Below are 15,654 nucleotides of genomic sequence, written 5' to 3'. Positions count from 1 at the left end.
TTTATAGAAAATCCTCTATATATTTGGCTATTTTATCTATAGCTTTCGTAGCTTTCGTATAGTAAACTTTAGTAAAGTAACTGTCATCTATGGCCGGATTTGGTTCTAGATTGTTTAAAATAGACTTATCTGTCAGTTGTGCGAAGTATGTAACATCCAATACATTTCCGCTTGTGCCAATTACCACTATAAGCTGACAGCTGTTTAACTCTTGTGTTAGCTTTTGATACTCAGGAGCAGCCTCTCCAAAAAACACAATATTTGGTCTTAGTTTAGCACCGCAACTTGGACACTCCGAGGCAAAACTGTCTTGAGATTGATAAGCTACATCAAATATCTCTTCACACTCTGTGCATCTAAGTTCTCGCAAATATCCATGAAGGTGTACTATCTCATCCTTTTTCATACCTGCTTTTTCAAAAAGATCATCTACATTTTGTGTTAGTACTGAGATATGATTTGGATACTTTTGTTTTAAGTCTACTATGACTCGATGAGCATAGTTTGGTTTCTTGTCTTTTATATCAGCTCTTCTGGCATCATAAAATTTTTTTGTACCCTCTTCATTTATATCTAAACACCCAGCTGAACAAACATCTTCTATTCTGTGTTTTTCCCAAAGTCCATCAGTTTCTCTAAAAGTAGAGATGCCAGACTCAGCACTAATTCCTGCACCAGATAGAATTAAAACTTTTGATATGATAAATCCTTCAAGATAAAACTATTTTGTAACTATACTATCCAAGATAGCGAACATCTCTTTAGATTTAAGCTCAGTATCTTTAAATAGTGCAACTATCTCATCTGGGTTGATTGAACTATCATCTGCAATCATTTTCATAACACGTGCTATATTTTCATGGACACCGTCATGAGGTATTGCAAGAGATTTAAATGCTTCATTACTACCGAAGCTATCTTTACCATCTTTAACATACCATTTACCTAATCCACAAGTATTATGATTACCTAGTTCAGAAGCAGATTTTCCTTCTAAGGCCAATGAGTATGTATAGTTTTTATAAACCATATGCTCAAGCTTAGCCATATTTACAAATAGTTCATCTCCTATAACTGTATTATCTTCAGTGATTTTTTCTGAGTTACCTATTAGTTCACCAAGAGTATTTTTAAAGACATCCAATTTAGCTTGTGAAGCTTGTGTATGTCCTTCTATAAGCTCACTATTTTCTGTCATACTCATAGAATTTTGTTTCAGTACACTTATATTTGCTTCTACTTCACTGGTAGCTTTTTGTGTACGTTCAGCAAGCTTTCTAACTTCATCAGCAACAACTGCAAATCCACGACCATGCTCACCTGCACGAGCTGCTTCAATAGCAGCGTTGAGTGCGAGAAGATTAGTTTGATCTGAGATATCTTTAATGAGAGATATAACATTATATATCTCTTCAACATTTGAGTTTAACTGCTCAGAAGATGCTCTTGAATCACTTATCATCTCAGTAATGTTTGATATAGTACTTATAATCTCATCTGTAGAGCTTGTAACTTTAGAAATAACATCTTCAGTCTCTTTATTTAGTTTATTAATACTGTTTACATTCTCAACGTTTTTCTTCATGCTTTCACTTAAGTTATTCGCATTATCAATTGCTCCTCGAATCATCTCATCTGAGAGAGCCAAGTTTAGTTTGTTTTTATCCATGCTTTGTTGAACAGCTTTTTCAGACTCAATTGCTCGAAGTGCTTCTTCTTTTGCTGCATTAGAGAGTATTTGTGCCTTATCAAGAAACTTATTAAAACTTGTACTTGCATACCCCAGTTCATCTCCTGAATTTACAGGTAATCTTTTAGATAAGTCTGCATCGCCAAGTGCGAGTTCTTTTGCAACTGCATCAAGATTTAGTATAGGATTTACAACAGCTATCTTAATAACAATAAATAAAAATATCAATATAAATAAATCGATAAGAGCCATTACATAGACTTGCCTCATTAGAGAATCTTCTGATTGAGATATAACACTCTCAACATTTGAGACTTTGTTACCAACAACGGCATATCCAACTACTCTATCAGAGAAATCTTTTATAGGTTCAGAAACCACATAGTAATCACCAGCTAACATAAATGAAGCAGTATTAGAGATATCTATATTTTCAAGACTACTCATAAAGCCCTGATTTACATCTTTTTCTTTTACTGCTAAAGTATAGTTTCCAATTTTTGGAGCAGACTCAAGAGCAGTAGCTGTAGAGAGATAGTCATTTTTTATAACAATTGCTATTTCATAATCATTAATATCTCTTGCTGATTTAACTATAGAGTTTAGTCCCTGCATAAACTCAACTGAACCCATATAATTGCCCTCATCAAAGATTGGAGCCAGACCACGAAGAACTAAACCTGCACGACCAAGTTCTATGGCAATAATCGGTTTTTTATTATTTTTTACACTTACTATAGTCTTTCTAAATGAACTAAGGTCATCACCAAATTTCTTCGGTTTCCAAGCTCTTAAAAAGCTGTGTACATTTGCATCATGGATATGTATCTTGATATTTTTGTAATCTGTAAATTCTTTAAACTCTTTAGATATTAAAACAAGTCCATCAATAGCTATATCTCTATCATTCTCTTTTAAAGCACGAATAACATCATAGTTTTTTGAAATGTTTATTGCATTAGTAAGCCCTATGCTCTCTTTAAACTTGATTGTCTCTTTATATATTGAACGAAGTGATTTTTCTTGTGTTTTATGTACATTTTCTTTCATCTCATCTATAGAGATGAAATAGTTCATTATTATTATAATGAACCCAAAAATGATAGATGCAATTAGCGGAATATGTATCTTTTTACTAATAGAGAGGTTGTAAAACATTGTAATCCTTTTAGACTATACTTCACCATTATTGTATAATTTTACTTAAAAGGTCTTATTTTTTTCTTACTCTGATCGTTTAAATATAACTTTAATATTCCCATTATCTAATTCTACTGCTTCATGTGATATGGTAAAAGGAATTCTTTCATAAAGAGGAAATGGCTCGTGGAAAAACAGACCCACTAGTCTATCACTTTCATTTTTTAAAAGACTAAGCCCTTTAATGGTATTGACCATAGGCTCTGGTGGGCTGCATTCTGTTGCATTAAATTCAAAAAATGTTAAACCATCTTCTTCATATGTATAAAACGGGAGTGTTGTACCTGGAACTTCAACTAACTTTTTGTTCAAAATCTAAACCTTTTTTTGCTGTATATACATAACTATCATAACTATCGCTCCATTCAAAATAGTTAGAAACTTTTTTAAATGCCTTGAGTACGATAGTATTATTGGAGTCATGATTGTAAATTGTTATTGGCGTATGATAATACCTATTATATGACTCAAACGGATGCAGTAATAAATCTTGCCATGAGATTTCTATCTTACCATCATATGGTTCAAATGGGACAGTTGAAATAACCGTCTTGTTTGTAATCTTACATCTAAAATGACAAACAATATAAAATCTATCTATCTTGACAAATTCAATAAGTGGAGTTATATTTCTATGATTTACTGGCATATTCCGATACCCTTGAATGAACTATTTATATCAAAAGCAAGAATTATACCATTTTTTTACTTACTATCTTTATTTCTAATTTTTGAAACTAAGATATAAAAAAGAGGTATAAAGAGTATTGCTAAAAATGTAGCTGCTAACATTCCCCCTATCACTCCGGTTCCAATTGAGTGTCTACTTGCTGCTCCTGCACCGCTGCTAATAGCTAAAGGGATAACTCCTATAGTAAAAGCTAAAGAGGTCATAATGATAGGACGCAGACGAATCTTTGCAGCTTCTAAGACAGCTTCAACAAGCTTCATTCCTTGCTTTCTTTTTTGAATTGCAAACTCAACAATCAAAATGGCATTTTTAGCACTTAAGCCTGCTAGAACAAGTATTCCAATCTGGAAGTAAATATCATTTTCAAGACCTCTTAGATGGTTAGCAACAACAGCTCCAAAAATAGCAAATGGAACAGATAAAATAACAGCTATTGGCATAAGCCATTTCTCATATTGAGCCGCTAAGATTAGGTATAAAAATAAAATTCCAAAAATAAATGCAAGATTTCCAGCACTTGATATCTGCTTCTCTTGATATGCAGTTCCTACCCAACTAATACTATAACCATCTGGAAGAACTTCATTTGAAACCTCTTCGATAACTCTTAGTGCATCTCCGGAGCTATACCCAAGAGATGCTTGTCCTGAAACTTTTGCAGCGTTAAATAGGTTAAATCTCTCCACTAAATCAGCACCAAAGCTTTGCTTTAGTGTTACAAATGAGCTAAGAGGAATCATCTCCCCTTTTGCACTTCTAACAAATATTTTCTCTAAGTCCTCAGGTTTCTTTCTAAAGGATTCTTTAGCTTGCATATTTACCATATAAGTTCTGCCTAGGAGGTTAAAATCATTTACATAAAAACTTCCAAAAGTCGCACTAAGTGTTTGATAAATCTCATCGATATTTACACCTTTTGACTTTGCTTTTGCTGTATCTACCTCTACTTTGTATTTTGGAACAGATGTGTTTAGCGTAGTTCTAACACTCATTAATTCTGGTCTTGCATTTGCCTTTTTAATAATTTCATTAACATACTTTTGTAGCTCATGTAGATCAGCACCCGTCCTATTTTGAACATACATCTCAAACCCACCAGATATTCCCATCCCTCTAATTGGAGGAGGAACAACACCAAAAGAGAAGCCGTCACTTGTTTTAGAGAGTTTTTTACTTATTTTGGATGCAAGATAGCTTGCACTTTGAGTTGGATCTTTTCGCTCATCCCAAGGTTGAAGCTTTAAAATGGTAGCCGCAGCATTTGTTCTTTGAGCAAATGTTATAAAATCAATTCCAGCAAACTGCACTATATTTTTGATATTTTTTTCATCTTTAGAAGCTATATCATATATCTCTGAAGTAAGCAAATCTGTTCTACTAAGTGATGCGGAGGGAGGATTGTAGCTAAATACAAAAATAGTTCCTTTATCTTCAGTTGGAACAAGTCCTGTTTTTAGATTTGTAAACATATCAAATGTTATATATATAAGTCCAGCAAAAAGTAACATACTTAAAAAAGCATAGCGTATGGTTAGCTTCAAAGCATTTGAATAACCCCTTGTTGCACTCTCAAAAAAGTTGTTAAACCATTTGAAAAAATACTTTGGCTCTTTATGTGTTGGTTTTAATATTAAAGCACATAATGCAGGGGTTAGAGTAAGTGCAACAAGTCCTGAAATAGCTAAAGAGATAACAATAGTAACAGCAAATTGTCTATACATCTCTCCACTTAGACCACCTAAAAAAGCAACTGGAAGAAAAACAGCCGAGAGAACTAAAACAATTGCAACTAAAGCACCAGAAACCTCTTGCATAGCTTTTATGGAAGCATCTTTTGGAGTAAGTCCCTCTTTTATATGCCTCTCAACATTTTCTATAACAATAATTGCATCATCAACAACTATCCCAATGGCTAAAACAAGCCCAAAGAGTGTAAGTAAGTTAATACTAAAGCCTAATACATACATCCCTGCAAAGGCACCGATTATAGATACTGGAACAGCTATAAGCGGTATAAGTGTAGCTCTAAAATTTTGCAAAAACAAAAATATAATAAGTGCAACCAAGATGATAGCTTCTATAAAAGTTTTAATAACTTCATTTATAGAAATTTCGACAAAATCAGTAATATCATAAGGAATAGTATATTCAACATCTTCAACAAAGTCTTCACTTATAGAAGATATGACTTTACGAACCTCTTTTGCCGTCTCTATTGCATTTGCACCACTTTGTAAAAATATTAAAATTGGTACGGCAGGAGAGTTATTGAGCTTATTTTTCATACTATAACTTTGAGAGCCAAGCTCTACTGTTGCTACATCTTTAAGTTTTAATGAGCTTCCATCTTCATTGGCTTTTATAATAATTTGCGAAAATTGTGATGGTTCACTTAGCCTTTGGGGTGTTTCAATAGTATATGTAAACATCTCTTTATTTGAAATTGGCTCTGCTGAGAGTTTTCCAGCAGCATATTGCTCATTTTGCTCTCTAATGGAGACAACTAAATCATTAACACTAAGAGAGTATTTTTTAAGTTTTGAAGGGTCTATCCAGATTCTCATTGAGTAATCTTTTGCACCAAAGATAGTTACATCGCCAATTCCCTTAATCCTTTTTAAATCATCTACTATATTTAAAAGAGCATAGTTTGATAAAAAGCTAACATCTCGAGTCTGTTTTGGTGAGTGCAGTATTATAACCTGAAGCATATCTGGAGATCTCTCATTTACTCTAATACCCTGTCTTTGAACCTGTTCAGGAAGTCTTGAGAGGGCTGCTTGAACACGATTGTTTACATCTATCTTTGCATCATCAGGGTTTGTTCCAACTTCAAAAAATATATTAATACTAAGCGTACCATTATCCGCAGATATTGAGTTCATATAGAGCATATCTTTAGCACCGTTTATCTGCTCTTCAAGAGGTGCAGCAACTGTTTTTGAGATAGTCTGTGCACTTGCACCCTGATAAGTAGCAGTAACTACAATCTGTGGTGGAATAACTCTAGGATACTCTCCAATAGGCAAAGAACGCATAGAGATAACACCAGCTAAAACAATAAGTATTGAGATAACAGATGCAAAAACAGGTCTATTTATAAAAAATTTAGAAAACATTTTAGTTACCTTTCATAATAGCAACTTTTGAGTTTGGTCTCAGTTTTGCGATATTGCTTATAACAATATTTTCCCCTTCTTCAATACCCTCTTCAACATAAGCAATGCCATCTTGAACTTGTATGCTCTTGATAGGTCTCCTCGAGATTTTTGAATCTTTTACAACATAAACAACTGTTGCATCTTGTGTTTTGATAAGAGCTTCTTGAGGGATTTTAGCAACACTATCATAACTTAATCCATCTATTTGTATCTCTGCGTAAGAGCCGACTATTAACTCTTTATCTCTGTTTTGAAATTTTGCTCTTAATTTAAGAGTATCAGTCTGAGCATCTATTTTAGGTGAGATAAAATCAATCTCTCCCGTATAATTTTTTGCACCGACACTTAAGATAACTTTTGTACCGTTTTTGATTTGAGAAATATGCTTTGAGACATCACTGCTTGGTAGTGAAAATTCGGCATATATTGGTTCCTGTGCGGTAATTGTAACCAACATCGAACTCTGCTCACCAACCTCTATATAGGAGCCAATATCACTGTTTCTCATCCCTATTGTTCCGCTTATTGGTGCTTTTACAGTTGTATAATCAAACTTGATTTGAGCATTTTGGAGCATTGCTTTTGTTTTTATTACCTCTGCTTTTGCATCTTCATAAGTATAAAAAAGATTATCACGCGTCACGGCAGAAATTGCATTATTTTTAAAAAGATACTCATTGCGTTCCCAATCTTTAAAAGCTTTGTTGAAATTTGCCTCCGCTTTTAAAAGAGATGCTTTTGCTTCATTTAAAGCTGCCGCATACTCATCTTTTTGAATCTCATAAAGGATATCGCCTTTTTTTACATATGCACCCTCTTTAAAATTCCTACTCATAAGTAGTCCACTAACTCGTGCAACTATCATAACTTCATTGAAAGGTTTAAGCAGTGCAGAATAGCTCTTTACTAAAGGAGCTTTTTCAAATTTCACTTTATATACTTCTACAGACAAAGGTGGCTTTGGAGCCGCTTTAGGAGCAACTGAAGTACTTTTTTTATCATCAGTACAACCAGCTAAAAACATGGATAGAACCACTGTTAAAATTATTAAATTTTTCATCTATAAAAACTCCTTAATATCTTTTCCACTAAAATAAATCAGTTCTGCTTTTCTAATTTCAAGCTCATAAAGAGCCTTTTTGCTATTTCTTTGTGCATTATACTTTTCACTAAGTGATGCGAGATAAGCAACATTATCAATAGTTTGATTTTTATACTTAAATTTTATAAGCTCATATGCCAAAGATGCAGCTTCAGCAGCTGCTTTTGTTGATTTTACTTTTACTTGTGCAATTAAAAGTGATTTTTTGGCCAATCTGTATTCAACGTTTGCTTTACTCTTTTCGTACTCTATTGTTGATTTTTTACTCAAATACTCTTGAACTTTAGACTCATACGCTTTAGTTGTAGCTCCAAAATCAAAAATATTCCACGATACATTTAGCATAATTATATTTTGATCATCTACTAAAAAACTACTTTTTAAGGATTCATTATCAAAATAATACTCATTATGAGTCAATGTATCATCTATATAAACTAATGGTAAGTTTTGGCTTTTTTCAATATTTGCTTCATGCATTACTGAAGTTGCTTCATACTCAAGAGCTTTTATGTCTGCTCTTAAAGACTCTTCTTGTTCTATAGGCAATTTTATTGTTGTATTACCATCAATATGCTCAACTCTTTTTGATATATAATATTCTAAAGTATGTATTACTTTTTGGATCTCTAACTCTATCTCTTGAAGTAAAACCAGAGTATTTTTTACTCTTGAGTCTATCGTAAGAACTTCATCTTTTGTAACACTCCCTGCCTCATAAAAAAATTCAATTCTTTTAAGTTCTTCTTTTAGCTGCTCCATCTCTTGTATTGTTGCTTCTTTATCAGCTTTAAGTCCAAAATACTCAAAATAGAGTTTTGAGACATCAAGTGAGATTGAGTTTTTAGTAGCTTCGATTGTGCTTTTACTTGAATCTATTAATGATTCTTGTTGCTTATACAAGCTCTTTTTTTTATCACCATCATAGATTGTATACGTTATAGAAGCTTGAAATTCAAGTTTGTTTTGAGCAGTAGTTGCTGTTTCTGTAGAAGCATTTTCATAGTTAGCACCTATGTCTATACTAGGAAGATACGAGCTTTTAGAGCTCTCATAAAGTAGTTCTTTAGAAGTTAATGTGTGCTTTGCTGACTCTACAACTTTATTGTTATGAGATAGTTCTAACAATTCATCTAACGTGTAAGCGTAAAGAAAAAGGGGTAAGCAAAGTATCGGTAAAAAGAATTTCATTTGCTCTTCTTATTAGTGATTTTAACGTGATGTTATCCAAAAATCTCTTAATTATATCTTCTTAGAACAATGTACTTTTTTTAAATAGCAATCTTAATCTCAAAACACTTCTTTTGTGTATCTAAAAGTTCAACTGAACCACCATGTGCCTCAGCAATTTCTCTGCATAGAACAAGTCCTAAACCATTACCCTTTACTTTTGTACTCTTAAAAGCTTCAAACAACTCTTCTTTGTTTTCTATCTCTATACCACTGTCATTGATGTAAAATTTATGAAAAGAGCCATCGTTTTCATAAACTATTTCTACAACTCCATCTTCATTGTCATCACACTCAATTGCATCTATTGCATTAGCCATAAAGTTTGAAAAGAGCATCTCTAAGAGGTCTATATCTGCATTTAGTTTAAAGTCTTGTTCTGGAAATATAAAACTAATCTCTTTAGAATACCCATAATACCCAATAGACATATCAATAGAGTTCTTTAAATCACTCCACATAAATGAGCTTGTTGAAGCTTCTACTCCCTTAGAAAACATCAGAGTAGCTTTTATGATTCTGTCTATACGATAAACAGACTTTTGGATCTCTTCAACTATGGGTATATTTTCGGGTATAACACGTTTTTTAAGAGTTGAGCTTAGCAGTGAAATAGAGCCTATAGGATTTCTTATCTCATGAGAGAGATGTGCTGCCATTTGCCCCATAGTTGCAAGATTTTCTTTTCTTTTTTGCTCAGTTATATCTGTAGCACTTAGCATTATTTTGTCTTTGTAGTTTGAACTTTTTATAAGGTAAGAGCAAGAGTTAAAGTTTACTTCATAGTCGTCATTTTTAAGCTCCAAAAGTTTTAGCAGTTCCAATAAATCTCTAGCTTTTGAATTTTGTAAAAAGACTGAGTTATCACTATTTACAATCCAAATTGCATTTGGTAAGAACTCAACGACTTTTTCAACTGTATCTTGCAAGTGAGCATAAGAAGCTTTGAGTTCATTAAACTCATTTTCAACCTTATAGGTCTGTTCTATTAAAAGATTTAACTCTTCAGCCGTAACACCAGACATTATCTATTAAATCCCAATATTATTTTATAAAAAGAGTGTGCATCGTCAGAGCCACAAAGCTCCCTAATGGAGTGCATAGCAAAGGTTGGCAATCCAACATCAAGAGTTTCTATTCCTAGTCTTGTAGCCGTTATTGGACCTATTGTAGAGCCACAACTTATATCACTTCTAGTTACGAAGTGCTGTATTGGTTCATTTAGTTCAGATGCTACGTTCATAAACTTTGAAATAGTTTTAGAGTTAGATGCATATCTTTGGTTTGCATTTACCTTTACTACACTTCCCTTGTTTATATAAGGGGCATGATTTGAGTCATGTTTAGTAGGATAGTTTGGATGAATAGCATGTGCATTATCAGCAGAAATCAGAATTGAAGTCCTGATCATCTGCATATATTCATCATAATCCGGAAATATTCTTCGAAGTGTATTTTCTAAAAATGAACCGCTTGCCCCAGATGTAGATTCACTTCCCACTTCTTCATGGTCACTTGCAATAAACAGTACTGCTTTATCAACTTCTACACTACAGATGCTAAGCATCCCAACATAACAACTAAGCAGATTATCTAATCTTGCACTAGCTATAAAATCATCATTCAAACCAACAAAAGAAGCTTTTTGCGTATCATAAAAACTAAGCTCAGATGCATAAAGCTCTTTAACATCTAAAATATCTAGTTTTGCCAACTGCCATTTTAAAAACTCATCAAACTCAAAGTCGTCTGAGGTAGTTAAAATCGGGCATATATCTGTTTGCTTATTTACAGTTCTCTCTTGGTTGGCATTCTCATCAAGATGAATAGCTAAAGAGGGGATAATAGCAATGGCTTTTTTAGCATCTATTAAAATATCTTTAATCTCCCCTTCACTATTAAGATAAGAAATGCGACCCGCTAGAGAGAGATCTCTGTCAAACCAAGGATTCAGAAGAAGCCCACCATAAGACTCAACACCAAACTTTACAACTCCATGCTCTTTAATCACAGGATTTGGCTTTAGCTTTAAATTTGGAGAGTCTGTATGAGCACCAACCATAGTGTAGTCTTTAGCATTTCTAGGATATGTAAATGCAATAACAGATGAATCATTACGAGTTACATAGTATTTTTTACCCTCTTCTAGCTTCCATTTATTCTCTTCATCTAGTTTTGTAAATCCTGCATTTTCAAACATCATAGACATATTTTGTGTCGCATGAAAAGGGGTAGGTGACGCATCTAAAAACCCAAGTAAACCTTCATTAAAATCTTTTTTATCCATTTAAATTTCCTACTCTATGATATCTATAGCTTCATTACCGTCTAAAGACGTTATGATTTTACTGTCTACTCTTATGGCTGAGTCAATTACTACATTGTGTAGTTTTGAGATTATAGTAATTTTAAGTTGACGACTACCCGGATTTTGTCTTATTAGTCTGTAAAGATCTTCTAAAATATTCATATTATCATCTAGTCTTACAGCTAAATTCAGTGGCTCTTGCGGTACTTCACGAATCTCTTTTTTAACTTTTTTACACTCTTTTTTAGACTCTTTAAGTGTCATAATCTTTGTAACTCCGATTCTTGTGAACATCTCTGTATGAGTAATCTTTGCTTTAAATGCTATAGGCTCATCTAAATCCATATCTGCGAGTTGTTCAAGCTTATCTGAAAAAAGCATAATTTCAATATTTCCATGAAAGTCCATAAGATTTACGATTCCAAATTGGTTTCCTTTTTTAGAAACCTTTTTAACAATATCTTCAACCTTACCGATAAAGATAGCAAAACTTCCATCTTTGATGCCCTCAAGTTCTGAGGATAGTGAGTAGTTCAACTCATCCATCACACCTCTATACTCATCAAGCGGATGCCCAGATACATAAAAACCTAAAGTCTCTTTTTCAAACTCTAAAATCTCTTTTAGTTCATATTCATCAGAGTTTGTAAGGTCTAGTTTTACCGTTGTTATTTCAGCATCATCACCAAAAAGACTTCCGACTGCATTTTTTTTAGCATCACTAGCTTTTTTAGCAGTCTCTATAATCTTCTCTATTTGGTCAAGCAGAGCTTTTCTTGAGAAACCAAACCTGTCAAAACCACCTGATTTTATACTTGACTCTATAAAGCGTTTATTTACCTTTGATGGGTCTATTCTATTTACAAAGTTCTCTATTGAAGTAAATTCGCCCTCTTCTTCTCTTGTCTCGATGATTGATAAAACAGCTGATTTACCAACACCTTTAATAGCTCCCAGACCAAAAAGAATAATATCTTTTTCATCTTTTGTAATTGCCGAAAACTCCAAGTAAGAGTCATTTACATCAGGAGGAGAGAGTTCTATGCCCATTCTCTTGACTTCATCAATGTAGCGAACAACTTTTTCAGTGTTGTCTTTGTCTGAAGTTAAGAGTGCCGCCATAAACTCATTTGGATAGTAAGTCTTCAGCCATGCAGTTTGAAAAGTAACCATTGCGTAAGCTGCTGAGTGAGATTTATTAAAACCATATCCAGCAAACTTTTCAATCAGATCAAACAGTTTAGAAGCCTGAGCATAATCAAACCCTTGTTTTTGTGCACCCTCAGAAAACTCGGCATTGTAGACATTCATATCTTTTTTCTTACCCATAGCTCGACGGATAATATCCGAATAACCAAGAGAAAAACCACCAACATTTTGAACAATCTGCATTACTTGCTCTTGGTAAACAATGACCCCATATGTGTTTTCAAGGATTGGTTTCATATTATCAAAAGTGTACTCGATAGCCTCACGACCATGCTTACGTTCGATAAAACTGTCTAACATCCCAGACTCCATCGGTCCCGGTCTGTAAAGTGCCAAGACCGCAATCAAATCCTCGAAATTATCAGGTTTAAGTCGCTTATTCAGGTCTTGCATGCCAGAAGACTCTATCTGGAACATTCCAACTGTCTCACCGGTACGGATAACCTCATAAACCTTTGGGTCGTTTTCATCTATAGTATGCCAGTCTATATCTCTATCATATCTTCTTTTTATAAGCTTTATAGCATTGTAAATTACATCGAGTGTTTTAAGACCAAGGAAGTCAAACTTGATTAGGTCAACATCTTCAAGATAGTTAAGTGAGTATTGCGTTACAAAAGTATCTTCACCAGATGGTTTATATATAGGTGTTTTATACCAAAGTTCTTCATTTGAGATAACTACACCCGCAGCATGAATACCTGAGTTTCTCTTAAGTCCTTCAAGTTTTTTAGCAAATTCCCAAACTCTTTTAGAATTGGCATCTGAGTCTATGAGTTCTCTAAGCTTTGGCTCTTTTTGAAAAGCTCCATCAATAAATTCGCCTTTTTTCTCTTTACCATTTAGAGTGATTCCAAGTTCATCAGGGATAAGTTTTGCCATCTTATCAGCTTGAGATAGTGGCATATCAAGAACACGAGCAACATCACGGATAACCCCTTTTGCAAGAAGTGAACCAAAAGTAATAATCTGTGCGACTTGATTACGTCCATATTTCTCAACAACATAGTCAATAACCTCGCCACGACGAGCTTGCATAAAGTCCATATCTATATCTGGCATAGATACACGTTCAGGATTTAAAAATCTCTCAAAGAGCAAATCATACTTCATAGGGTCAATATCTGTAATGTCAAGAGAGTATGCAACCAAACTTCCAGCGGCAGAACCACGCCCTGGTCCAACAGCGATGCCCATCTCTTTAGCAACTTTAACAAAGTCCCAAACTATAAGCATGTAACCAGGAAATTTCATAGAATTGATGATGTCCATCTCAAATTTCAGTCGCGCTTTATACTCTTCATGTTTTTCCTCGGATACATGCTTTAGTCTATTTATTAGACCAAGTTCACACCTGTATGTAAAATACTCTGCATCTCCAATATCTTTATCATCACTACTAAGAGTTAAACCATCAGTCTGCGCATATTCGGGTGTAAATTTAAAGTTTGGTGGAGTTGGTGTTTTTACAACTGGAGTATAATCTTCTATCTTATTAACAATCTCTTGAGTGTGTGCAAGCGCCTCTGGTATATCTGCAAAAAGTCTTGCCATTTGTTCTGGAGACTTTAAGTAAAACTCATGAACTGAGTGACGCATACGGTTTGGATCATCATAAAGTTTATTCATCCCGATGCACATAAATGCTTCATGATATTGTGCATCTCCTGGATAAGTGTAGTGAGTATCATTCGTAGCTACTACTTTTATACCTGTCTCTTTTGCTATTTTTAGTATATCATTGTCAATATGGAGCTGGTCTCCTATGCCATGACGCATAAGTTCTAAGTAAAAATCATCACCAAATATCTCTTTATATTCTAATGCTACAGCTTTAGCACCCTCATAACCTAAGGCACCGTTTTTTACATTTCTCTCATTAGCAAGATTTAGATGCCAGTTTACTTCTCCTTGAAGACAAGCAGAAGTACAGATAATACCTTCACTATGAGATGCTAACTCTTTTTTATTTATACGAGGAAAATAGTACATACCCTCTATAAAAGCTTTTGAAGATAGATACATAAGGTTTTCATAACCTTTTTTATTTTTGGCAAATAAACAGATGTGGAAACGTTGTTTTGTAGACTTATCACCTAATGTATCGCCGTTATGAATATAGCCTTCCATCCCAATAATAGGCTTAATATCAGCCGCTTTCATCTGGTGGTAAAAGTCTATAGCTCCAAACATATTTCCATGGTCAGTCATAGCTACAGAAGTCATTCCTAACTCTTTTACACGAGAGACTAGGTTTGTAAGTTTGTTTGCGCCATCAAGTAGTGAGTATTCCGTATGAAGATGTAAGTGTGTAAATGGTTGTGCACTCAAAATATTTGCCTTAAATATATTAAATTATTAAAGTGATTATAGTAAGTTTGTCTTAATCTTAGGATAAAAATATTTTGTTCCAAGATATACATAGTTGTAGTAAAGTAGAATATATATATGAAAAAATCAACTACTAAAAAATTGCATTATTATAATTTATAAATCACACTAATCAAAGCCCGAAAAAGCTTCTTATTCTGTAAAAGTGTTTAGCAATCCCATCAAAACTGTGACTGCCACCATCTTCTAGAACTATATTGGCATCTGGAAGTTTATCTAGGGCTTCTTTATACTCAAGAATCTCATCACCTTTTTGAACCAAAAGCATAAAATTAGTTTGGGATTGTACTTTTGTTTCATATTTTTTTAGCATCTTTATATGAGACTCCATCCATGTAAAACTGCTCTCATCATAAAAACTAGGAGCATCTCCAAGAACTTTTTTCAAGGTTATATATGGATGGATTGAAGGATTTATAAGAACTGCTTTTAAATTATACTTATTAGCTAAATAGATGGTGTAGTAACCACCAAGAGATGAACCTATTAGTTTTATATTTCCATTATAAGACTCTATTAGTTCTTCTAAAGTTTTTATAGCCAAGTCTGGAATATAGGATAAAGACGGTGCAATAAAAGTGTCACCTTCACTCTTAAAGTACTCTCTAAAGGCTCTTGCTTTTACACCTTCTCCACTCCCACTAAAGCCATGAATATAAATAACCATTATCT

Annotated in this window: 11 protein-coding genes; all 11 read right to left on the bottom strand. The window is 33.7% G+C overall.

What is annotated here, in order from left to right; all coding sequences use genetic code 11:
• Window position 1: 1 nt before the first annotated feature.
• The 11 genes from ACLHDE_RS06590 to ACLHDE_RS06540 all read right to left on the bottom strand — a co-directional run bounded on the left by ACLHDE_RS06590 (window position 2) and on the right by ACLHDE_RS06540 (window position 15,649).
• Complete coding sequence (locus tag ACLHDE_RS06590; RefSeq protein ID WP_415398521.1) at window positions 2-649, bottom strand: SIR2 family NAD-dependent protein deacylase; 648 nt, start codon at window positions 647-649, stop codon at window positions 2-4.
• Between the two features lie 72 nt (window positions 650-721).
• A complete protein-coding gene (locus tag ACLHDE_RS06585) occupies window positions 722-2,848 on the bottom strand; it encodes a methyl-accepting chemotaxis protein (RefSeq protein WP_415398407.1) in 2,127 nt (708 codons plus the stop codon).
• A gap of 66 nt (window positions 2,849-2,914) precedes the next feature.
• A complete protein-coding gene (locus tag ACLHDE_RS06580) occupies window positions 2,915-3,202 on the bottom strand; it encodes a hypothetical protein (RefSeq protein ID WP_415398406.1) in 288 nt (95 codons plus the stop codon).
• Window positions 3,183-3,539 (bottom strand): hypothetical protein, encoded by a 357-nt coding sequence (locus tag ACLHDE_RS06575; protein ID WP_415398405.1) that lies wholly within the window; start codon window positions 3,537-3,539, stop codon window positions 3,183-3,185. The genes ACLHDE_RS06580 and ACLHDE_RS06575 overlap by 20 nt, the downstream gene beginning before the upstream one ends.
• Before the next feature lie 56 nt (window positions 3,540-3,595).
• On the bottom strand, window positions 3,596-6,700 hold the full coding sequence (locus ACLHDE_RS06570; protein WP_415398404.1) for an efflux RND transporter permease subunit: 3,105 nt from the start codon (window positions 6,698-6,700) through the stop codon (window positions 3,596-3,598).
• Between the two features lies 1 nt (window position 6,701).
• The gene (locus ACLHDE_RS06565; protein ID WP_415398403.1) at window positions 6,702-7,802 is read right to left on the bottom strand and encodes an efflux RND transporter periplasmic adaptor subunit; all 1,101 of its coding nucleotides are present in this window, start codon (window positions 7,800-7,802) and stop codon (window positions 6,702-6,704) included.
• Window positions 7,803-9,035 carry a TolC family protein gene (locus tag ACLHDE_RS06560; RefSeq protein ID WP_415398402.1) on the bottom strand — a complete coding sequence of 411 codons (1,233 nt, stop codon included), beginning with the start codon at window positions 9,033-9,035 and terminating at the stop codon, window positions 7,803-7,805.
• 80 nt (window positions 9,036-9,115) lie between these two features.
• The gene (locus tag ACLHDE_RS06555) at window positions 9,116-10,099 is read right to left on the bottom strand and encodes a sensor histidine kinase (RefSeq protein WP_415398401.1); all 984 of its coding nucleotides are present in this window, start codon (window positions 10,097-10,099) and stop codon (window positions 9,116-9,118) included.
• Window positions 10,099-11,361 carry a M18 family aminopeptidase gene (locus ACLHDE_RS06550; RefSeq protein ID WP_415398400.1) on the bottom strand — a complete coding sequence of 421 codons (1,263 nt, stop codon included), beginning with the start codon at window positions 11,359-11,361 and terminating at the stop codon, window positions 10,099-10,101. The genes ACLHDE_RS06555 and ACLHDE_RS06550 overlap by 1 nt, the downstream gene beginning before the upstream one ends.
• 9 nt (window positions 11,362-11,370) lie before the next feature.
• Window positions 11,371-14,922, bottom strand: a complete 3,552-nt coding sequence (gene dnaE, locus ACLHDE_RS06545) for a DNA polymerase III subunit alpha (RefSeq protein WP_415398399.1) — start codon at window positions 14,920-14,922, stop codon at window positions 11,371-11,373.
• 172 nt (window positions 14,923-15,094) lie between these two features.
• On the bottom strand, window positions 15,095-15,649 hold the full coding sequence (locus tag ACLHDE_RS06540) for a YqiA/YcfP family alpha/beta fold hydrolase (RefSeq protein ID WP_415398398.1): 555 nt from the start codon (window positions 15,647-15,649) through the stop codon (window positions 15,095-15,097).
• Between the last annotated feature and the right edge of the window lie 5 nt (window positions 15,650-15,654).

The sequence above is a fragment of the Sulfurimonas iocasae genome, assembly GCF_047716755.1.
Classification (GTDB): Bacteria; Campylobacterota; Campylobacteria; order Campylobacterales; family Sulfurimonadaceae; genus Sulfurimonas.
This window is presented reverse-complemented; position numbering and strand designations above follow the sequence as displayed.